General features: G+C 63.6%; 23 protein-coding genes. 11 read left to right on the top strand and 12 right to left on the bottom strand.

Annotated elements, in window-relative coordinates:
* Positions 1–5: 5 nt before the first annotated feature.
* The 8 genes from CH289_RS00640 to CH289_RS00605 all read right to left on the bottom strand — a co-directional run bounded on the left by CH289_RS00640 (position 6) and on the right by CH289_RS00605 (position 7,241).
* Positions 6–926 carry a lipase family alpha/beta hydrolase gene (locus tag CH289_RS00640; RefSeq protein ID WP_020111169.1) on the bottom strand — a complete coding sequence of 307 codons (921 nt, stop codon included), beginning with the start codon at positions 924–926 and terminating at the stop codon, positions 6–8.
* Between the two features lie 254 nt (positions 927–1,180).
* Complete coding sequence (locus tag CH289_RS00635; RefSeq protein ID WP_020111167.1) at positions 1,181–2,077, bottom strand: glycosyltransferase family 2 protein; 897 nt, start codon at positions 2,075–2,077, stop codon at positions 1,181–1,183.
* Positions 2,078–2,101: 24 nt separating this feature from the next.
* Positions 2,102–2,950 carry an ABC transporter permease gene (locus CH289_RS00630; RefSeq protein ID WP_027498700.1) on the bottom strand — a complete coding sequence of 283 codons (849 nt, stop codon included), beginning with the start codon at positions 2,948–2,950 and terminating at the stop codon, positions 2,102–2,104.
* 2 nt (positions 2,951–2,952) lie between these two features.
* Complete coding sequence (locus tag CH289_RS00625) at positions 2,953–3,798, bottom strand: ABC transporter permease (protein ID WP_027498699.1); 846 nt, start codon at positions 3,796–3,798, stop codon at positions 2,953–2,955.
* A complete protein-coding gene (locus CH289_RS00620; RefSeq protein ID WP_020111164.1) occupies positions 3,795–4,766 on the bottom strand; it encodes a daunorubicin resistance protein DrrA family ABC transporter ATP-binding protein in 972 nt (323 codons plus the stop codon). Before CH289_RS00620 ends, CH289_RS00625 begins: the two co-directional genes overlap by 4 nt.
* A 132-nt stretch (positions 4,767–4,898) precedes the next feature.
* Positions 4,899–5,852 carry an AurF N-oxygenase family protein gene (locus CH289_RS00615; protein ID WP_094726973.1) on the bottom strand — a complete coding sequence of 318 codons (954 nt, stop codon included), beginning with the start codon at positions 5,850–5,852 and terminating at the stop codon, positions 4,899–4,901.
* Positions 5,849–6,745: a prephenate dehydrogenase dimerization domain-containing protein gene (locus tag CH289_RS00610; RefSeq protein WP_020111162.1), complete on the bottom strand. Its 897-nt coding sequence runs from the start codon at positions 6,743–6,745 to the stop codon at positions 5,849–5,851. Before CH289_RS00610 ends, CH289_RS00615 begins: the two co-directional genes overlap by 4 nt.
* A gap of 10 nt (positions 6,746–6,755) precedes the next feature.
* On the bottom strand, positions 6,756–7,241 hold the full coding sequence (locus CH289_RS00605) for a hotdog fold domain-containing protein (protein WP_020111161.1): 486 nt from the start codon (positions 7,239–7,241) through the stop codon (positions 6,756–6,758).
* A 472-nt stretch (positions 7,242–7,713) separates the two neighbouring features.
* Here CH289_RS00605 and rpsJ point away from each other — a divergent pair, with 472 nt between their 5' ends.
* The 11 genes from rpsJ to rpsQ are packed head-to-tail and all read left to right on the top strand — an operon-like array spanning position 7,714 to position 12,997.
* Positions 7,714–8,019, top strand: a complete 306-nt coding sequence (rpsJ, locus tag CH289_RS00600; protein ID WP_003938093.1) for a 30S ribosomal protein S10 — start codon at positions 7,714–7,716, stop codon at positions 8,017–8,019.
* 14 nt (positions 8,020–8,033) lie between these two features.
* Complete coding sequence (rplC, locus tag CH289_RS00595; protein ID WP_026347512.1) at positions 8,034–8,699, top strand: 50S ribosomal protein L3; 666 nt, start codon at positions 8,034–8,036, stop codon at positions 8,697–8,699.
* Complete coding sequence (gene rplD, locus CH289_RS00590) at positions 8,696–9,367, top strand: 50S ribosomal protein L4 (protein WP_019663545.1); 672 nt, start codon at positions 8,696–8,698, stop codon at positions 9,365–9,367. The genes rplC and rplD overlap by 4 nt, the downstream gene beginning before the upstream one ends.
* Positions 9,364–9,669: a 50S ribosomal protein L23 gene (gene rplW, locus CH289_RS00585; protein ID WP_019663546.1), complete on the top strand. Its 306-nt coding sequence runs from the start codon at positions 9,364–9,366 to the stop codon at positions 9,667–9,669. The genes rplD and rplW overlap by 4 nt, the downstream gene beginning before the upstream one ends.
* 38 nt (positions 9,670–9,707) lie before the next feature.
* Positions 9,708–10,544, top strand: coding sequence for a 50S ribosomal protein L2 (gene rplB / locus CH289_RS00580; protein WP_019663547.1), 837 nt, complete (start codon positions 9,708–9,710; stop codon positions 10,542–10,544).
* A 13-nt stretch (positions 10,545–10,557) separates the two neighbouring features.
* The gene (rpsS, locus tag CH289_RS00575) at positions 10,558–10,839 is read left to right on the top strand and encodes a 30S ribosomal protein S19 (protein WP_008718309.1); all 282 of its coding nucleotides are present in this window, start codon (positions 10,558–10,560) and stop codon (positions 10,837–10,839) included.
* Positions 10,836–11,255, top strand: coding sequence for a 50S ribosomal protein L22 (gene rplV / locus CH289_RS00570; protein ID WP_019663548.1), 420 nt, complete (start codon positions 10,836–10,838; stop codon positions 11,253–11,255). The genes rpsS and rplV overlap by 4 nt, the downstream gene beginning before the upstream one ends.
* On the top strand, positions 11,255–12,058 hold the full coding sequence (gene rpsC, locus CH289_RS00565; protein WP_019663549.1) for a 30S ribosomal protein S3: 804 nt from the start codon (positions 11,255–11,257) through the stop codon (positions 12,056–12,058). Before rplV ends, rpsC begins: the two co-directional genes overlap by 1 nt.
* Before the next feature lie 2 nt (positions 12,059–12,060).
* A complete protein-coding gene (gene rplP / locus CH289_RS00560; RefSeq protein WP_019663550.1) occupies positions 12,061–12,477 on the top strand; it encodes a 50S ribosomal protein L16 in 417 nt (138 codons plus the stop codon).
* Entirely contained in the window at positions 12,477–12,722 is a 246-nt protein-coding gene (rpmC, locus tag CH289_RS00555; protein WP_019663551.1) for a 50S ribosomal protein L29, read from the top strand. The genes rplP and rpmC overlap by 1 nt, the downstream gene beginning before the upstream one ends.
* A complete protein-coding gene (gene rpsQ, locus CH289_RS00550) occupies positions 12,719–12,997 on the top strand; it encodes a 30S ribosomal protein S17 (RefSeq protein WP_019663552.1) in 279 nt (92 codons plus the stop codon). Before rpmC ends, rpsQ begins: the two co-directional genes overlap by 4 nt.
* 75 nt (positions 12,998–13,072) lie before the next feature.
* Here rpsQ and CH289_RS00545 read toward each other — a convergent pair whose 3' ends face one another.
* The 4 genes from CH289_RS00545 to CH289_RS00530 form a co-directional block, all read right to left on the bottom strand.
* Positions 13,073–16,237 (bottom strand): helicase HerA domain-containing protein, encoded by a 3,165-nt coding sequence (locus tag CH289_RS00545; protein ID WP_094708201.1) that lies wholly within the window; start codon positions 16,235–16,237, stop codon positions 13,073–13,075.
* Positions 16,234–16,881: a hypothetical protein gene (locus tag CH289_RS00540; RefSeq protein ID WP_020111159.1), complete on the bottom strand. Its 648-nt coding sequence runs from the start codon at positions 16,879–16,881 to the stop codon at positions 16,234–16,236. Before CH289_RS00540 ends, CH289_RS00545 begins: the two co-directional genes overlap by 4 nt.
* Before the next feature lie 3 nt (positions 16,882–16,884).
* Positions 16,885–17,931 carry an endonuclease domain-containing protein gene (locus CH289_RS00535; RefSeq protein WP_020111158.1) on the bottom strand — a complete coding sequence of 349 codons (1,047 nt, stop codon included), beginning with the start codon at positions 17,929–17,931 and terminating at the stop codon, positions 16,885–16,887.
* 82 nt (positions 17,932–18,013) lie between these two features.
* Positions 18,014–18,723, bottom strand: a 710-nt coding sequence (locus CH289_RS00530) for an AIM24 family protein (protein ID WP_143545021.1), incomplete at its 5' end; no start/stop codon positions are given.

Genomic DNA, 18,723 nt, shown 5'->3' with positions numbered 1-18,723 from the left:
GCGGGTCAGGACTGTGGAGCGCACTCCAAGGGGTGCGAGTCCGGGTACGTGGGATCCAACGCGCGACTGATCATGTAGAACACATCCGGATCACGCGTCAGACCCATGTGCGACGCCGTGTTGCCGGGGCAGATGTCCTGGACCCACTCGTTCTTCACCTGGCCGGTACCGCCGTCGTTCAGGAAGGTTCGCTCCGGAGGCGTCACGACCTCGTCCTTGCGGGTTGCGATCACGGTGTACTCGACACCGGGCATGACTTCGCTACCGGCGTTGAGCTTCTTCAACAAGGGCGAACCGATGAGCTGTTGTGTGCCCGCGATTCCGAACACCAGTTGCGACGTCAGATCGCGGGGAAGCCCGAACGATGCCGCGAGGAGGTACAGCTGCTGCAGCCCGTTGAAGCTGGTTCCGTGGTTGGTGGCGCCGAGAGTGATGACCTGGTTCACCTTGCTGCGCGACGCGTCGGATGCATCGGCACCACCGTTGAACTTGAGGTACTGCCGCGAGACCGTGCCTCCCTGCGAATGTCCGACGAGATCGACCTGGGAAGCGCCGGTGCTCGACAGGACCAAGTCGACGAATTGGCCGAGCTCGCTCGCTGACTGCTCGATGTCGTCGATTCCCCAGACGAGGCGACTGTGGTCCCACATCACCGGCATCGCGCCGTAGTTGAGAGCGAACACGCAGTAGCCCTGACCAGCGAGCTCGGGCGAAAGTTTCGGCCAGCTCTCCTGCATGTCGGTGTCGGTTCCGTGGACCAGGATGACCGGGCGAGGATGCGCTTCGGAGGGCTTGCACGAGAAGTCGTTCGCGCCTTCGGGAGGCGTACCCATGCGCTCCAGGGACAACGGCTCCGGTTCGACTCCCGGCTGCGCGGACGCAGTCGGTGCGCCGATCACAGCAGCGAGTCCGACCAGGGCACACATTGAAACGAGTGCACGTAGTGACCGCGTCGTGAAGAAAGCTCGGCCGCGTCGTACGCATGCGTTCAACTGCTTGCTCCTTGTTGGTTGGTCCACTGCGGTTCGTCCATCCCCTGCAGTTTGCTTCAGGTCGCTTCGACCAGTTCTGTGTCCAGCAGAAGCGCGTCCGATGCCGTCATCGGAGAGAGCGACAATTGTCGCCCGTCGGATCGGCACATCTACCCAGCATTACGAGACATGCGGGTAAATGCAAATGGCTACCAGCCGAAAGTGTGATATTTCAAGCCTCCACGCACCTCACCGGCATGCGCGGCAACCGCTCGTGCCCATTGGCCGCGTGAAACTTTGGTGACGAATGAGGGAACCAGAGGATTTCCCAGTATCAGTAGCGTCCACCAGTAAGCGACCCGCCGAACGCTGACCGGAGGGCAGCCTCGGGCGCGGTATTCGCCCTGCAGCCTCGCGAATCCGTACCCCAGCTTGTAGGACTGCCGAAGCAATGGCCGCAACTCTTCGCGCAGCCTGTAGGCGACCTCGGCCACCGGTAGGAATCCGAAGGTGTACCCGGCCAATTGTGCTCGCCAGCAGAACTCGACGTCCTCGCTGGCGTGATAGGAGGTGTCCATCCCTCCCAGGTCACGCCACACGCCCGTCCAGGCCCCCATGCTGGCGCCGATGGCGTGAGGCAGAAACGTGGTCCGTCCCTGCCGCTCGGCGGGCATGGACGGCGTCCAGGACATTGCCTTCGCGGTGTTGATTCCCGCGGTCTCCACAGCCGTTCCGACGACGTCGAAATCCTGCGCGAAGCCGACAAGTGAACTGATCCAGTTCTCGTGGACTATGTCGTCCGCATCACAGAAGGCGAGAAATTCGCCCGACGCGTGCCGTGCGCCGCAGTTTCGGGCGAACGACACACCTGCCTGCTCGGAAGCGTCGATGTACTGAATTTTCATACGAGTATTGAGCGAATGGTCGGATATGTGGCGCCTCAGTAAATCGCCGACTCCGTTGTCGGCTACTACGACTTCGAATTCCCCCGAATAATTTTGCTGTGCCAATCCGTCGAGTTGTTCGTCGAGTTGGCTGATAATTCCATTCATCGGAATTACGACGGAAACAGTCGGGCGAACAGTTCGGTGCGCGTCGATTGTCATATCGACAGCATAAAAGAAAACTGCTCAGGCGGAACTGGACGCCTGACGGTAACCGCGGATGGCCGGGTAGAGGAACACGATCACCAGACCGAAGGACCACGCGAGAGTCTGCAGGACGGGCGTCAGTGTCGGTCCGCCCAGAGCGAAGGCACGCATCGCATCCACCGCACACGACATGGGCTGCGCTGCAACCACAGGCTGCAGCCAAGTCGGGTACGCCGCCACCGGCACGAACCCGGAGTTGAAGAAGAGCAGCAGAGTGCACAGAATCGAGACCAACTCGACCAGCGGCGCGTCTCGTGACACGGTGGCCAGAAACGTCACCAGGACCGCGAACCCGATCCCGAACGCGATGGGTAGAAGCACGAGGCCCAGTCCGGCCAGCAAGCCCTGGTTGAGCCGGAATCCGAGCGCGAACCCCATGGCGATGATCACCAGCGTGGTCACGAACACACGCACGGCCTCGGCCATCATCCGACCCACCAATCCGGCTGCACGGTGGGTGGGCAGAGTCCAGAAACGCGGCAGCAACCCGTTCATGCGTTCTTGCTTGAGGCCCACTGCACTGACGATGGAGCCGAACATTGCGCCGATGAGCACGATGAGAGGCACCTGGCCGTACACGGCGGGCTGCCCGGTGGCCATCGAAATCGAGTCCCCGAGTACCACTCGGAACATCAGAAGCATCAATGCCGGGTAGAGCATGGCCTGAATCATGGTCGTAGGGTCTCTCGACCAACGCTTGAGCAAGCGAGTGCACTGGATGGTGCTGTGGACGAACAGAGCACGTGCCGACGACTCCGGCAGCATCGTCGTGGGCTCCGGAAACCCGAACGTCTCACGGGTAGCGGCGCGCGGCTGAATGTCGGTCATGATCAGTCTCTCCGTCGCAGGCTCGCCCACAGGGCAAGTGGAACGAGCACAAGGGTAAGGCCGACGATCCAGAGAACGGCGGGGAGCACGACCGACAGCTGGACTGTCCCGTCGGCCATGTCCCTCATCGCTGCCGCGAACTGTGAAATCGGCTGATTACGCACGAACGGGCGAATCCACTCGGGAAAGCCGGACTCCGGAACGAACCCTGTCGACGCCATACCCAGGATCAACTGCGGCAACGTCAGCGCCTGACTGGTGGCTTCCGGGCTCTTCGAGAGAGTTCCGATCGCATCGGCGCCGAAGGACAGCACGGTACTGATTGCCAGCGCCATGGCGCCGAACATGACGGCCTGGTCGAACCCCGCGCTGAATCGAAACCCGATGACGTGCCCGTAGATCAGAGCGGCAGTCAGAGTCACCGTCGACCGGAGGAACGCACTCGTCATTCGTGCCATGAGAGGAGCGCCGATGACGACCGGCATGGTCTTCAGGCGGGTGGACAGACCCGTCAGGGTCTCCGTCGAGGCTCGCTGCGCCGAGGAAATCGCAGTGAACGCCATTGCCTGCAGAACGATGATCGGCATGAGGAACTGCGCGTAGTCGATCCCCTGGAACTGCATGACGAACTTCAGCGGCAGGAAGAAGCCCAGCGTGAAGATCAGGGGTGCGAGGACTGCGATGAACAGCTCACCTTTGCGGACCATGGTTCGGACTGTCCGCGCGGTGAGGACTTTCCACTGTACGAACCCCGAGGGCTCGAAACGAGCCTTGGCACGGGTGCGGCCGGTCGGCGTTGCCGAGGTCGAGGCAGCAGCCACTGTCGAGTCTCGAGAAGTCGTGGTCACTGCGTGGCGGCGGTGTTGGAGTGGCCGGTCAGGGAGAGAAAGACGTCGTCCAGAGACGGCCGGCGCAGTGCGATGTCCGCCAAGGGAATGCCTGCATGGTCGATTCGACGAAGAACCTCGGACAAAGTGGCAGCACCGTCCGGAGCAGGGATGGAGACGCGGTCTGCGCCGGGCGCGAGTTCCCGTGCCACGACGCCGGGCACCAATTCGCCCAGAATCCTCACAACCTCCGGCAGGCGATTCGGATCGACCGGGACAACTTCACAGAAGTTGCCTCCCGTCATCGCCTTGAGCTGATCCGACGTTCCCTCCGCGATCACCGTTCCCTTGTCGATGACGATGATGTTGTCGCTCAGAACGTCGGCTTCCTCCAGGTACTGCGTGGTGAGCAGCACGGTGATGCCCTGCGCTTTGAGTGCCTCGACCAGTGACCAGACGCCCTGACGGCTGCGCGGATCCAGCCCCGTCGTCGGTTCGTCGAGAAACACGACCTCCGGACGAACGACCAGACCACATGCGATGTCGATGCGGCGGCGCATTCCACCGGAGTATCCGCGCACCGGTCGTTTGCCGGTGTCCGCCAGGTCGAATTCCTCGAGCAACGCGTGGGCGCGGGCCTTCGACGCCTTCTTGTCCAGGCCCATCAGTCGACCGAACAGCTCGATGTTCTCCCGTCCGGACAGAGTGTCGTCGAGGGCGGCGTACTGGCCCGTCATCATGATGGACCTGCGGACCGCAGGTGCATCGGTCACGACGTCGTGGCCCGCGACGAGTGCCCTGCCGGTGTCCGGTTTGATCAGTGTCGCCAGAACTTTGACCGTGGTCGTCTTACCAGCGCCGTTGGGGCCGAGTATTCCGAGAACGGTCCCCTTGGGAGCCGAGAAGCTGATGCCTCGGAGGGCGTGCACGTCGTCGAAAGATTTGTGGACGTCTTCGACCAGTACAGCTACGTCCTCGGGAAAGGGCATCGATACTCCGTGCGGTCGGTGGTGCAGTCGGATTCTTCGGAAGGCGAGATTCGGTGAGCGCGTACCCGTCAGTTCAATCCAGGCACCGGACCGAAATGTTACCTGCCGGGAAAGATGGCGATTTCACATCGCTCACGACCACTCGATTCCTATTTCGTCCTCGACGTCCAGTTCGCGGCACAGTGATCGAATGCCGCTGTAGTCCTGGACGAGGTGATCCCGGCTCCCGTCGTCGACGATGTCTCGAAGCATTGTCTCGAAGCCGTCGATCTTCTCGGCTCGAAGAATAGCTTCCCACGTCGAGAAGTCCGTGCCCGAGAACGCTCTCATGCCCTGGGCGAGGCCGTCGAGGAACACTCTCCGATCGCCGTCGTCCAGTGTGCCGAAGACGATCTTGGCCATCTCGTCGGCGATCGAGGCATGGCAGTACTCGTCGCGATTGTGGAGCTTCACCGTTGCGCGATTCACCGGTTGGATGATGTCGTCGTCCTCGATCAAGTCCAGGTAGGAGGTTATCGAGATCTCCGCGACAGTCGTGTACGCGAGGGCGCTCAATGCAGCAGCTCCGGAGTTCGCCGCACCGAGCTGCGCGGCGCGTTGGGCACGGACTGTCGCGCTGAACGGGAGTTGTCGCTCGGGCATCGCCCATCCGCGCTGACGACGGGTGAGCGCGCTCGCGTTCAGGTGCATGAGGGTGTGGTACTGCTCGTCGACCATCGCCTGCGTGACAGCGATCGCGAGGACGTCACCCATTCCGGTGTCGAACACGTCCTGGGCAAGGAGTGAGAAGCCCGGATTGACCACGTGCTGTTCCACGTCCATGACGTTCTTGTTGAACGCGATCCAGCCCCAGGCCCGGATCCGTTTCCGCTTCTCGTCCGGCAGCGAGAGGTACACGTCGTGTTCCGCAAACGGGATCAGAGCTTCCGGGAAGTCGTGCTTGGCATGATCGAACAGGTCGTCCAGATCGGGTTCGGGCTTCTTGACCGTGGCCCGATTGGCCCAGTTGCCGGCCAGCCTCGACACGATCGCGCTCTCCACTGGATCATCCGGGTCGAACTCGGGCAGTGATGGATTGTCGATCATGACCGGTTCTCCTCACGTCCTTGTTCTCGCACGATACCGAAGAGTGCAGCGCAGAGAGCCGCGTATCCGGCGGGATCGGGTAGGCCCGACTCGGCGCGATCGAGGAACTTCTCGAAGTCAGGCACTACGCCGTCCTCGACGACCGAATTCAACTCGGACATCGCCGACGCCAGCGCGGACCGCGCGGTCACCGCATGGGGGTTTCCGGATTGCACATCCCAGTAGACCTCCGGTTCACCGCCCGTCACCCGAGCCAGTAATGCCAAGGCGGTACGAGCAGGGGGAGGGGCGAGAGCGTGCACGAGCGCCGGGTCGACGTCGAGCGAGGCGAGAGCAGATCCGAACGCCAGCACAGCAGCGTGGGTCAGAGCCTGCGTTGCGGCAGCCACCCGGTCGTGCTCGTCGGCGTTCACTCGCACGATCAGCCCGCCCCACGTTTCGAGACGAGCAAGAAATTCGCCGACGCGGGGGCCGTCCCGGTGGACGACCGCCGCGACAGGGCGTCCGTCCATCCCGAGGGACGGAGCGAACATCGGATTGATACCGAGCACGGAGGCCTGCGTCCACCGAGCCTCGACCGAGGAGGCGAATCGGGACTTCACCGACAGTGTTTCGACCAGCAGTATGTCCCGGCCGGAATCCGGTACCTGCGCGGCAAGAGCTACCGATTCCGGGACCGCCAGGACGACGACGGTCGTCGACGCCAACAACTCGCGGAGAGTGTCGTCCGGATCGACGATGTTGCCCTGCACATGGTCACAGCCGTGCTGCGGATCGCCGGTTGCGTCGACATCCACGGTGACGACGGACAGCCCGTCGGAGACGAGGAGCCCGGCCAGAAGGGTGCCGACGGCTCCACGGCCACCGACCACGACAGCGTCATACGACTTCATTCGTCGAGTATCACCGCTGTCGGCTCGCGGCGGAGATCCAGATGGTGATGTTCGCGTGGACGACCTCGACTCCGGCGCTGTCGCGAATCGACACGGGCACGACGACGTCCGAACCCTCCGTGACGGTTGCCCAATCGGGTGAATCGAGCAGGGCTACCGCGGTCAGTGATGTGGTGGCCTTGGTCAGATAGCGCACCGTCATCTCCTTCGGGATCCAGCGATGCGTCGGTGGCACCGTCGCTTCGGCGAGCATGCCCATGGCCACCTCGGCGAGATTGCACGCGGCGATCGCGTGAAATGTGCCCAAGTGGTTCCTGATTCCCCACCACTTCGGGGCAGTCACCTCGCAACGACCTGGCTCGAGGGACTTCACGCGGGGGAGGACGGATCCGAAGTACGGGACCCTGAGACACATGCCGATCGAGAAGATCGTCTGCCCGACGACGTTGTCGGGGAGCTTCTTCCACAGGCCGTAGGTAGTACTGGTGGCGGTCATACTCGCATCTTACTGCCGAGTAAGGTGCGAGCGGCGAATGCGCATAGGGAGGGATTTGTGCTCCGGCGCGGTCTACGGCATACTGGTCGGGTTGCCTGGACACGGGACGCGCTTTCGTGCGGCCTGCGCCAGGTAAGAGCAGAACAGGACCAGCACTCCGCGTGAGTGCGTTCGGTTTGCCGGCTCGGAGATGAAGGAACGCCTCGCGCACCCGGTCATCGAAGAAGAGCAAGCGGAAAGAAGTGTCAGTAGAAATACGACACGCCCGACCGCGTGGACCGGAGAACCATGACAGATGAACAGCGGCAACGGATCGGGTCTTTCCTGATCGCCAACGTTCGGTTCGTCGTGTGAGCACGAGGGCAGTTCGAGTCTCTTCGGTTTTCGCCGAGCGGCTCGGGGACTGTGCAGACGAGGTGGAGCAGGCCACAAGGCCGGCTTCACGACAAGCGGCAAGAAAAGGACACTAAGCGTGGCGGGACAAAAGATCCGCATCAGGCTCAAGGCCTACGACCACGAGGCGATCGACGCGTCAGCGCGCAAGATCGTCGAGACGGTCACCCGTACGGGTGCCCGCGTCGTCGGACCGGTGCCGTTGCCGACCGAAAAGAACGTGTACTGCGTCATCCGTTCGCCCCATAAGTACAAGGATTCGCGCGAACACTTCGAGATGCGTACTCACAAGCGGCTCATTGACATCCTCGACCCGACGCCGAAGACGGTCGACGCGCTCATGCGCATCGATCTGCCTGCCAGTGTCGACGTCAACATCCAGTGAGCGCGGAGACAACGATGACTGATAACAAGAATCGGCCTGCCACAGGCATTCTGGGCACCAAGCTCGGAATGACTCAGGTCTTCGACGAGAACAACCGCGTCGTTCCCGTGACCGTGATCAAGGCCGGACCCAACGTGGTCACCCAGATCCGCACGCAGGAGCGCGACGGCTACAGCGCCGTCCAGGTCGCCTTCGGCGCGATCGATCCCCGCAAGGTGAACAAGCCGACCACCGGCCAGTTCGAGAAGGCAGGCGTCACGCCTCGCCGCCATGTCGTGGAGATCCGCGTCGCCGACGCCTCGCAGTTCGAGGTCGGCCAGGAGCTCACCGCTGCAGTGTTCGAGGACGGCGCTTTCGTCGACGTCACCGGCACCAGCAAGGGCAAGGGCTTCGCAGGCACCATGAAGCGCCACGGATTCAAGGGCCAGGGCGCAAGCCACGGCGCCCAGGCCGTGCACCGTCGTCCGGGATCCATCGGCGGTTGCGCCACTCCCGGTCGCGTCTTCAAGGGAATGCGTATGTCCGGCCGCATGGGTGGCGACCGCGTTACCACGCAGAACCTCTCGGTCCACAAGGTGGACAGCGAGAACGGTCTGCTCTTGATCAAGGGAGCAATCCCGGGCCGTCGCGGCAATGTCGTGATCGTCAAGTCTGCATTGAAGGGTGGTGCTCGGGCATGACCAGCCTCGAGAAGAAGACCAACCTGACGCTCGACGTCAAGGAAGCCGGCGGCAAGACCAACGGCACCGTCGATCTCCCCGCCGAGATCTTCGATGCGCCTGCCAACATCGCGCTTCTGCACCAGGTCGTCGTGGCTCAGCTCGCTGCTGCTCGTCAGGGAACTCACTCCACGAAGACTCGTGGCGAGGTTCGCGGTGGCGGCAAGAAGCCGTACCGGCAGAAGGGCACCGGCCGGGCTCGTCAGGGCTCGACTCGCGCTCCCCAGTTCGTCGGCGGAGGCACGGTCCACGGACCGCAGCCGCGCGACTACAGCCAGCGCACCCCGAAGAAGATGAAGGCAGCTGCACTGCGCGGCGCCCTCTCCGATCGGGTTCGCAGCGAGCGTCTGCACGTGATCACCGAACTGGTTGCCGGACAGACTCCGTCGACCAAGGTCGCGAAGTCCTTCCTCGGTGAGATCTCCGATCGCAAGAAGCTTCTTCTTGTTGTCGGCCGCGAGGACGTTGCAGCGTGGAAGAGCGTTCAGAACCTGGACGGCGTGCACCCCATCGCACCCGATCAGCTCAACACGTACGACGTGCTCGAAGCCGATGACGTCGTCTTCAGCGTGGAAGCGCTGAACACGTTCATCGCAGGGCCTGCGAAGAACGAGGAGGGAAGCAAGTGACCACCATCGCCGATCCCCGCGACATCCTGCTTGCACCGGTCATCTCCGAGAAGTCCTACGGACTGATCGAGGAAGGCACCTACACCTTCCTGGTGCACCCGGATTCGAACAAGACGCAGATCAAGATTGCCGTCGAGAAGATCTTCGACGTCACCGTGACCAGCGTCAACACGCAGAACCGTCAGGGCAAGCGCAAGCGGACCCGCACCGGTTACGGCAAGCGCAAGGACACCAAGCGCGCGCTCGTGACGCTCTCCGCCGACAGCAAGCCCATCGAGATCTTCGGAGGTCCGGTCGCGTAAGCGACTGGGACTCTTCGGATATAAGGACGAGAAGACTCATGGCAATCCGTAAGTACAAGCCGACCACTCCGGGCCGCCGCGGCGCCAGTGTCTCCGATTTCGCGGAGATCACTCGCAGCACGCCCGAGAAGTCGCTGATTCGCCCCCTGCACGGTCGCGGTGGACGTAACGCACACGGTCGTATCACCACCCGGCACAAGGGTGGCGGTCACAAGCGTGCATACCGTCTGATCGATTTCCGTCGCAACGACAAGGACGGCGTGCCGGCCAAGGTCGCTCACATCGAGTACGACCCCAACCGCACCGCCAACATCGCACTGCTGCATTACGCAGACGGCGAGAAGCGCTACATCGTCGCCCCCAAGGGCATCGCTCAGGGTTCGCCCATCGAGCAGGGTGCAGGCGCCGACATCAAGCCGGGCAACAACCTGCCGCTGCGCAACATCCCGACGGGTACGACCGTTCACGCGGTCGAGCTTCGTCCGGGCGGCGGCGCGAAGATGGCACGTTCGGCCGGCGCGAGCATCCAGCTCCTCGGTAAGGAAGGCCCCTACGCGACGCTGCGTATGCCGTCCGGCGAGATCCGTCGCGTCGATGTGCGCTGCCGCGCAACCGTCGGCGAGGTCGGCAACGCCGAGCAGTCGAACATCAACTGGGGTAAAGCCGGCCGTATGCGTTGGAAGGGCAAGCGCCCGACCGTTCGTGGTGTCGTGATGAACCCGGTCGACCACCCGCACGGTGGTGGCGAGGGCAAGACCTCCGGTGGACGCCACCCGGTCAGCCCCTGGGGACAGCCTGAAGGCCGTACCCGCAAGAACAAGGCGAGCGACAAGCTGATCGTCCGTCGTCGTCGTACCGGCAAGAACAAGCGCTAGGAGGGAGTTCAGAATGCCACGCAGCCTGAAGAAAGGCCCGTTCGTAGACGATCACCTCCTCGCGAAGGTTGACGTCCAGAACGACAAGGGAACCAAGCAGGTCATCAAGACCTGGTCCCGTCGATCGACAATTCTCCCCGACTTCATCGGTCACACCTTCGCCGTCCACGACGGTCGCAAGCACGTGCCGGTGTTCGTGTCCGACTCGATGGTCGGCCACAAGCTCGGAGAGTTCGCACCGACCCGCACGTTCAAGGGTCACATCAAGGACGACCGGAAGGCGAAGAGGCGATGAGCAACACCGAAACCGCCAACCCGACTGCCAAGGCCGTCGCGAAGCACGTCAGCGTCACGCCCATGAAGGCTCGTCGCGTCGTGGATCTGGTTCGCGGGCGCTCCGTCGAGGACGCGCTCAACATCCTGAAGTTCGCGCCGCAGGCAGCCAGCGAGCCGGTCGCCAAGGTGATCGCCTCCGCAGCGGCCAACGCAGAGAACAACCTGGATCTCGACCCCAGCACGCTGATCGTCGCGACCGCGTTCGTCGACGAGGGCAAGACGGGCAAGCGTTTCCAGCCGCGCGCTCAGGGTCGTGCTTTCCGGATCCGCAAGCGCACCAGCCACATCACGGTGATCGTCGAGAGCCTGCCCAAGACCGGCGGAACAAGTCGTAACCGTCGTAAGGGCCAGGCGTCCAAGGAAGGGGCTCAGTAGTGGGTCAGAAAATCAACCCGCACGGCTTCCGCTTGGGTATCACCACTGACTGGAAGTCGCGCTGGTACGCAGACAAGCAGTACTCGGAGTACGTCAAGGAAGACGTCGCCATCCGCAAGCTCCTCGCCACCGGCATGGAGCGCGCAGGTATCGCGAAGGTCGAGATCGAGCGCACCCGTGACCGTGTTCGCGTGGACATCCACACGGCACGTCCGGGCATCGTCATCGGTCGTCGTGGCGCCGAGGCCGACCGCATCCGCGGAGCTCTCGAGAAGCTGACCGGCAAGCAGGTCCAGCTGAACATCCTCGAGGTCAAGAACGCCGAGTCCGAGGCTCAGCTCGTGGCCCAGGGTGTAGCAGAGCAGCTCAGCAACCGCGTCGCTTTCCGTCGTGCAATGCGTAAGGCCATCCAGTCGGCCATGCGTCAGCCGAACGTCAAGGGCATCCGTGTCCAGTGCTCCGGCCGTCTCGGCGGCGCCGAGATGTCTCGCTCGGAGTTCTACCGCGAAGGCCGTGTGCCCCTGCACACCCTCCGTGCGGACATCGACTACGGCTTGTACGAGGCAAAGACCACCTTCGGCCGTATCGGCGTGAAGGTCTGGATCTACAAGGGCGACATCGTCGGTGGCCGTCGTGAACTGGCCGCTGCTGCACCTGCTGCAGGCAACGATCGCCCGCGCCGTGAGCGTCCCTCGCGTCCGCGTCGTTCCGGTGCTTCGGGCACCACCGCGACGAGCACCGAGGCAGGCCGTGCGGCATCCGCAGAGGCTCCGGCCTCGACCGAGCCGAATCAGGAGGGCTGACGATGTTGATCCCACGCCGGGTCAAGCACCGGAAGCAGCACCACCCGAAGCGATCGGGTGCGTCCAAGGGCGGCAACCACGTGACGTTCGGTGACTACGGCATCCAGGCTCTCGAGCCCGCCTACATCACCAACCGTCAGATCGAGGCCTCCCGTATCGCGATCACCCGCCACATCAAGCGTGGCGGCAAGGTCTGGATCAACATCTTCCCGGACCGTCCGCTCACCAAGAAGCCTGCCGAGACCCGAATGGGTTCCGGTAAGGGTTCGCCCGAGTGGTGGGTCGCGAACGTCAAGCCGGGTCGCGTGCTCTTCGAGCTCTCGTTCCCCGACGAGGCCGTCGCACGTCAGGCCCTGACGCGCGCAATCCACAAGCTGCCGATGAAGGCACGCATCATCACCAGGGAGGAGCAGTTCTGATGGCTACCGGAACCCCAGCCGCAGAGCTCCGCGAGCTCACCGGTGAAGAGCTGGTCACCAAGCTGCGTGAGTCGAAGGAAGAGCTGTTCAACCTTCGCTTCCAGATGGCTACCGGCCAGCTGGACAACAACCGTCGACTGCGCACCGTTCGTCACGAGATCGCGCGCATCTACACCGTCCTGCGTGAGCGTGAGCTCGGTCTGGCCACAGGTCCTGCCGACGACACTGCAGGTGACGCGGCATGAGCGAGGAAAAGACTGTGACTGAAGGACGCAACAACCGCAAGACCCGCATCGGATACGTCGTATCCGACAAGATGGAGAAGACGATCGTGGTCGAGCTGGAAGACAGGGTCAAGCACCCTCTCTACAGCAAGGTCATCCGTCGGACCACCAAGGTCAAGGCACATGACGAGAAGGGCGACGCCGGCGTAGGCGATCGCGTTCAGCTCATGGAGACCCGCCCGCTGTCCGCCACGAAGCACTGGCGACTGGTCGAGGTCCTCGAAAAGGCCAAGTAAGCATTCACTGCTGCGAAAAAGCCCACTTCCCTTCGGAAGTGGGCTTTTTCGTGTTTCGCTGCTTCGGACTCCGCATCAGCCCCGCGCGATGAGCAGAACCTCTTCTTCGGTCGGCGGACTCTTCGGGTGGTATGTCAGGCAGAGGGGAGTGGCGGTGCGACGGAACTCCGTCCCTTCGATCGCGGCGTAGAACTGCCCTGCGGGCAGGCGCCCGACATCGGGAACATGTCCTCCCTTCACCCGCGCCATCTCCTTGGCGGCCTCCACGTGGGACGGGCTGTTGAGCAACCCGTAGAACTGGGTCGACGCGTTGCCGGCTATGCGGTTGTGCAGCCCCTTCGGAGACTGAGTGGCGTACACGAGCCCCAATCCGTACTTCCGCGCCTGCGACGCGAGGGCCAAGGTGCTCTGCGTTGCCGGGGTCGATCGATCCGATGGCGCGAAGTTCTGAGCCTCGTCCATGACGAACAACCCGCCCAGGGGGCGATCGCCTGCCGGATTTTTCTTGATCCACGCGAACAGCCCCATTTGAAGCTGGTTGACGAAGCTGTGCTTTTGTTCGTCGGTCGTCAAACCCGAGAGGTTGATGACCGAGACCCGAGCCTTCTTGCCGTCGGCTGGTGTCAGTAACACTGCCGGGTCGATCGGCGTTCCCGAGCCCGCGAACATCGGATCGTTGGCCGACGCAGCCTTCAGGTTCTCCGCGAGGCCTGCGGCGATGCGCACCGCGTCGCGCATCTCGCTCGCGTCCTCGGGAAACTCTTCGAGCAGGTCGATGAAGTCCCCGAGTGTGCCTCCTCGAGAACGCCTTCCGAAACCATCCAGCGCTTGGCGCAGTACGGCTCGTCCGTGCCTCGCCTTCTGTGAGGAACCAATGACCCCCGCGGCGGGTTCGAGCGCAGCCAGCGCAGACTCGACGGAGGCATCGAATTCGTCCGCGTCACCGACAACGCTGGCGAAGTCGGGGAGCGGCTGAAAACTCAACGGGCGACCCGCTGACTTGCGAGGCGTCCACACCACGATGTCGGTGTTGCGTAGGTAGGCGTCGGCCTTGTTCTCGTCACCGGGCGGCCAGGTTCGTTCATCCGAGGGCCAGGGCGTACCGAGCCGGGCCAAGTCGTTGTTCACGTCGAGAACGATTGCCGAGACACCCTGCAGGGCACATTCTTCGATCAGTCTCCGTATCAGCACCGTTTTTCCCGATCCGGAGCCGGCGAAGATCGCGGTGTGCTTGCGTAGCGCTTCGAGTGGGACCGTGACGTCGGCATTGGTACTGGTTTCCTGGCCGATGACGATCTTGTTCGGTTCGGTTGCAGAGCGGTCTCGAGGAGGAACAGCGTCGGCCGCCGCTGTATCGACAACGGCCGTTCCGTTTCCGTCAGCGGCGGCGGGCGGTGCGATCAGTGCAGTCTCGTCGTCGACGACACTCACTTCGGGGAGAACCGTCCGGAACAGATCTATGGAGTGCGCCGGTTTCCGGGCGAGGAGCCACGACGTCAGGGCAGGCGCGTTTTCCGCAAGCAGGACGCCCAACGCGGTCAGCGCACGTCGATCGTCGTCGCCGAGTCGAACTTCGACTCCACCGGCGCGTCGGAGCGCAGCGATGGTTTGCGCGGTTTTCGCCCCGGACGGCCACGGCTCGTTACGAATCAGGATCAGCCGTCTCCGCGGCATGTCGATGTGAAGTCCTGCCGTGGTGACGGCGCGTTCGACGCGAGCGAGTGCAGCCCGAGCGTTGGGAGACGTGACGGCGCGGAAGCACCAGTGCTCCTCGTCGTCGGTGTCGGTGTCGACGGTATGACGAAGGCGAGCGTGCAGGGCGGGCTTGCCACTGGGCGGAGGATCCTGAGCGAGACTGTCGTCGGAGCTCTGATGTTCGTGAATCCACGCGGTCAAACCGGAGGTCAGCAGGGCGGGTACGACTGAATCTTCGCTGTCGGGCGACAACGGCACGGACACGTCGGCGTTGTTCACCAGGTCCGCATAGTGCTCGTCGAGAGCCAGGAGCTCACTCGCAGGAGCGACCAACGTGGTTGCCGTCGCCCCGCTCCGGTCCGCAAAGCTGGTCAGTTCCGACGCCGTGGCTGTGTCGAGGCAGTGGCGAATGTGCCGATCCACCGCGATCAGAAGTTGGCGCGGCGTGAAGTCCGGGGCCTGTTCGAATGCCTCGGGAGCGACCGGCCACGTCGGATGAGGAGGCGCGAAGCCCGCCTCGTCGAAGCACGCCGCGAGACGTCGGCCCAGAAGCAGACGGCCGACCTCCGACGACGGAATCGGCTTGAGCGGTTGCATGACCCGGAAGCGATCCTGCACCGGCGCCACGCCGCGCGCCGCGATCAGCTCCCACGCACTGGACAGCGCCGACAAGATCGACGCCGTTCGAGGCAGGGTCTCGCGTAGGGACATCAGGCCGTGAGCGAGGTGCTCGACGACCTTGTCCTCCTGTGCTTCGGCGAATGCCTGATCGGTTCCGGTCCTGGCCTGCGCAACGAGCGTGTCGATCTGGTCGATCGCCAACACCGTGGGTCCGGTGATCGCAAGCAAACGCGAGATGTTCTCCGCAATACCCTGGTGGCCGAGCTCGGCCCGGCGAATACCCCACTCGGAGAATTCTTCGGGATCGACGTCGTCGATGGACTGCAGGTACGCATCGCCCAGATCCTGGACGGACGAGTCGGGTGCGATGGACAACACGAGCGCTCGCAGCGTGTGCTGCGAAGTACGACGATGCCGAGGATGCGCCTTGTACAACGCAGTCACGAACGCGTTCAACGTATCTGCGTCGATCATCGACTCGCCCATGACCTTGCTGCGCTCTGAATCGGCCAGTCCGGCGATGGCGGTCAATCGCCTCAACAGAAGTGCGAGCTGGCTGTCCGACCCATCGCCCGACGGCCGCATCAGGTCGTCCAACATGCCCATGAGCGTCGACCGCCAGAATGCTGCGGCGTCGAGGAGCCGGATGAGGAAGAAATACCCGCCCTTCGCCTGAACTTCCTCCCGCACCTGACCGAGGAGATGAGTCTTACCGGAGCCGGCAGGACCGCGAACCACGACGCCGAGCGGGCTGGCATCGTCCGAGTGCACGGCATCGTCGTAGGCACGCATGACTTCGGCGAACACCCGCTCGTGCATGCCAGGGACATGAACGTTGGACTGCGATCGCCAGACATCGTCCGGTGTGGGCGCCCAGCTCAGCCTGACCGACTCGAGCGCTCGGATCTGTTGGTCGGCGGTCACAGCTCGATCTCGATCAGGTGATTGCGCTGGTTGCCGACGACGACGGCTGCGGCGTGATCTTCTGCGGTCAACGTTTTCTGATTCTCCTCGGGAATGAGCGATACATCGGGGGCTCGGCGAAGCCGCGCCAGGGCCGCGTCGAGCGCGTCTCGGGGGATGTCGGACAGCTCCGGTCGAAGGCGCGACAAGCGGACCGCGGTGCCAGGTTCCCTGACCAGCCGCGCATACACCTCCCGGATCCGTGTTTCGACCTCGTGATCCGTCGGTGCGTCGCTCGCCGTCGTCGATGCAGCCGCGGCACGAGGCGAGAAGATCTCGGCGGGCCGGGTGTCGGATTCGTCGAACCAGCGACGCAGGCCTGCGAGAACGGTGAAGAGTGCCTTTCCCGGCCCCGACGAACGAGCGGGAGGCGCAGTGCCCATCAGATCAGCACACGCCTTCCAACCCTTGTCGGTCAACTCGAGCGTCATCGACCTCCCGGCACGGCCCACTTCGATGAGGCCCGACTTCGTCAACTTGTCGCGAGAGGCCTTCTTCAGCTCGGGCCCGAGATTGTTCAGCTGTGGATTGGGTACCGCGGTGGCTTCGGCCATGAGAACGAGGAGTACGGCTGCCTCGGTGCCAGTCAGGTCGGCGGTGCTCATCGGTCAATTCCCTCTCGATCGTCGTGCTGTCACTACTCGGCGGATGGCCGCCACCACTTGTTGTGGGTCGGATACGACATGAGCATTGGTGAAACGCAACACGACGTAACCGTGAGTCTGAAGTTGATTGTCGCGCAAGCGGTCCTGCGAGAATCGAACTGCCGCACGGTGTTCGTCACCATCGATCTCGGCCACGACCTTTTCGGCACGCCAGAGTACGTCGACGGTGAACGGTTGCGACAGATCGGAGAGTTTGACCGAACGATTGTGTTCGCGACCTGTAGCCCAGTCGGAGGCGTCGAGCATCCGGTACAGCGTCGTCTCGGGCACGCTGCCCGGGTGCGGGCTTCCTTCGACTGGGGGATAGCCGAGCGGCCGGATTCGATCCACGACGGTGGACACGGTGTCCGAGACCGCGGGCGCCGCCACTCGAACGGTGGGGAATCGGTCGACGGTGTGTGAGCCGGTGCCCGTGAGCCAGACCCCGAGTCGTCCGTGGGCGCACAGCCATTCGGCGGCGGTGGCGACCTCGGTGGGGTCGTGAGAGTCCGTCACGTCGACCACCAAGGCGCATGCATCACGACCATGGGCGGCAGCGATGATTCCTGCCGCTCCCTCGGCCCGTGTCTCGATCGGAAACGCGAGCGGCCGCGGTGGACTCCCGACGACGGCGGCGTCGGCGAGAGCTGCCAGGTACGGTCCGAAATGTGGCCCCGACGCAGCGACTCTGCGTGCAGCGAGTCGCGCGGCGTGCCGGTCGAGGAGCGACGAACCCGAACTCGAGCCTGCGTCGGGAAGCCAAAGCGACGTCAGCTGTACCGCAGCCGATTCCAGCGCGTCGACTACCTCGCCGACGATCGAGGGCGCGGAGGAAACACGGACGGACGACAACGAATAGAACGTCACCGCAGGCGCGGGCGGCGGAAGCGGATCCACCGACTCTGCGAGGCTCCGGTACGTCGAGCCGTGGAGCCGAGTGACCCTGTCCAGCGGTAGAGTCCGCCACCAGTCAGTGTCGTTGTCGCGCGCTGCAGCCGGCAATTCGATCAAGCACGACCCCCTGGTGCTTCGGACTTTTTCCCCACTCCGTGAACCGTACCGAGATATCGGTTTCGGTGCCCACCGCCACCGGTCACCGACCGAGCAGACCACCCAACGCCCCGCCGACCCCCGCCTGCTCTCCGCTTCCGCTGCCACCGATCAAACCGCCCGGAGGCTGTTCCGACGGTTGAACCACGACGAAACCCTGGCCGCCGAACTCCAGGGTGAACCGCTCGCCGGTGCTGCGCCCGATCAATGTCCCAAGCCCGAAAGAATCGTTCTTCTTCACACGGGTGGACAAGCTCGACGACCAGGCAACCGCGGCTTGCGGGTCCGCGAAAGTGGGCTGATCCACCTGGAGAACCACCGGCACACCGTCGGTCGTGATCGCTATCCGCCCACGCCCGGTGAACACACAGTTGAAGAAGCCGGCGTTACCGCCGGACGCAGCACCTTGAACGCGTTTGACGTCGTAGGACAGGCTGGATTCGAACGCCAGCACGTTGGCGCCGTTGATCGTGAGGCCGTCGGTACCGTCGAGGTCGATCAGATGGACGTCCTGAGCCGCGTTGGCGAGAAACAGATCCCCGCGGCCCGAGACTTTCATCAGTGGTACGCCCTCTCCGGACAGCGCCTGCTTCAGCGCACGGCCGAGCCCGCCGGATCCTTTGGCCTCGAACTGAAGATCGCCTTGGTAGGCGACCATCGAACCAGCCCTGGCCATGATCTCGCCGTTCATGCCGACGCGACACATCTTGCTGCCTTGCTTCTGGATACCCGCCCCTGGCACTTCCGCGTGGG

It is taken from the genome of Rhodococcus sp. RS1C4 (assembly GCF_002258225.1).
Taxonomy (GTDB): Bacteria; Actinomycetota; Actinomycetes; order Mycobacteriales; family Mycobacteriaceae; genus Rhodococcoides; species Rhodococcoides fascians_E.
This window is presented reverse-complemented; position numbering and strand designations above follow the sequence as displayed.

What these genes read in the sequence shown, in the direction of transcription:
- CH289_RS00640 (WP_020111169.1), bottom strand. Translation starts at nt 926, where the DNA reads ATGTGTGCCCTGGTCGGACTCGCTGCTGTGATCGGCGCACCGACTGCG.
- CH289_RS00635 (WP_020111167.1), bottom strand. Translation starts at nt 2,077, where the DNA reads ATGACAATCGACGCGCACCGAACTGTTCGCCCGACTGTTTCCGTCGTA.
- CH289_RS00630 (WP_027498700.1), bottom strand. Translation starts at nt 2,950, where the DNA reads ATGACCGACATTCAGCCGCGCGCCGCTACCCGTGAGACGTTCGGGTTT.
- CH289_RS00620 (WP_020111164.1), bottom strand. Translation starts at nt 4,766, where the DNA reads ATGCCCTTTCCCGAGGACGTAGCTGTACTGGTCGAAGACGTCCACAAA.
- CH289_RS00615 (WP_094726973.1), bottom strand. Translation starts at nt 5,852, where the DNA reads ATGATCGACAATCCATCACTGCCCGAGTTCGACCCGGATGATCCAGTG.
- CH289_RS00610 (WP_020111162.1), bottom strand. Translation starts at nt 6,745, where the DNA reads ATGAAGTCGTATGACGCTGTCGTGGTCGGTGGCCGTGGAGCCGTCGGC.
- CH289_RS00605 (WP_020111161.1), bottom strand. Translation starts at nt 7,241, where the DNA reads ATGACCGCCACCAGTACTACCTACGGCCTGTGGAAGAAGCTCCCCGAC.
- rplC (WP_026347512.1), top strand. Translation starts at nt 8,034, where the DNA reads ATGACTGATAACAAGAATCGGCCTGCCACAGGCATTCTGGGCACCAAG.
- rplD (WP_019663545.1), top strand. Translation starts at nt 8,696, where the DNA reads ATGACCAGCCTCGAGAAGAAGACCAACCTGACGCTCGACGTCAAGGAA.
- rplB (WP_019663547.1), top strand. Translation starts at nt 9,708, where the DNA reads ATGGCAATCCGTAAGTACAAGCCGACCACTCCGGGCCGCCGCGGCGCC.
- rpsS (WP_008718309.1), top strand. Translation starts at nt 10,558, where the DNA reads ATGCCACGCAGCCTGAAGAAAGGCCCGTTCGTAGACGATCACCTCCTC.
- rplV (WP_019663548.1), top strand. Translation starts at nt 10,836, where the DNA reads ATGAGCAACACCGAAACCGCCAACCCGACTGCCAAGGCCGTCGCGAAG.
- rplP (WP_019663550.1), top strand. Translation starts at nt 12,061, where the DNA reads ATGTTGATCCCACGCCGGGTCAAGCACCGGAAGCAGCACCACCCGAAG.
- rpmC (WP_019663551.1), top strand. Translation starts at nt 12,477, where the DNA reads ATGGCTACCGGAACCCCAGCCGCAGAGCTCCGCGAGCTCACCGGTGAA.
- rpsQ (WP_019663552.1), top strand. Translation starts at nt 12,719, where the DNA reads ATGAGCGAGGAAAAGACTGTGACTGAAGGACGCAACAACCGCAAGACC.
- CH289_RS00540 (WP_020111159.1), bottom strand. Translation starts at nt 16,881, where the DNA reads ATGAGCACCGCCGACCTGACTGGCACCGAGGCAGCCGTACTCCTCGTT.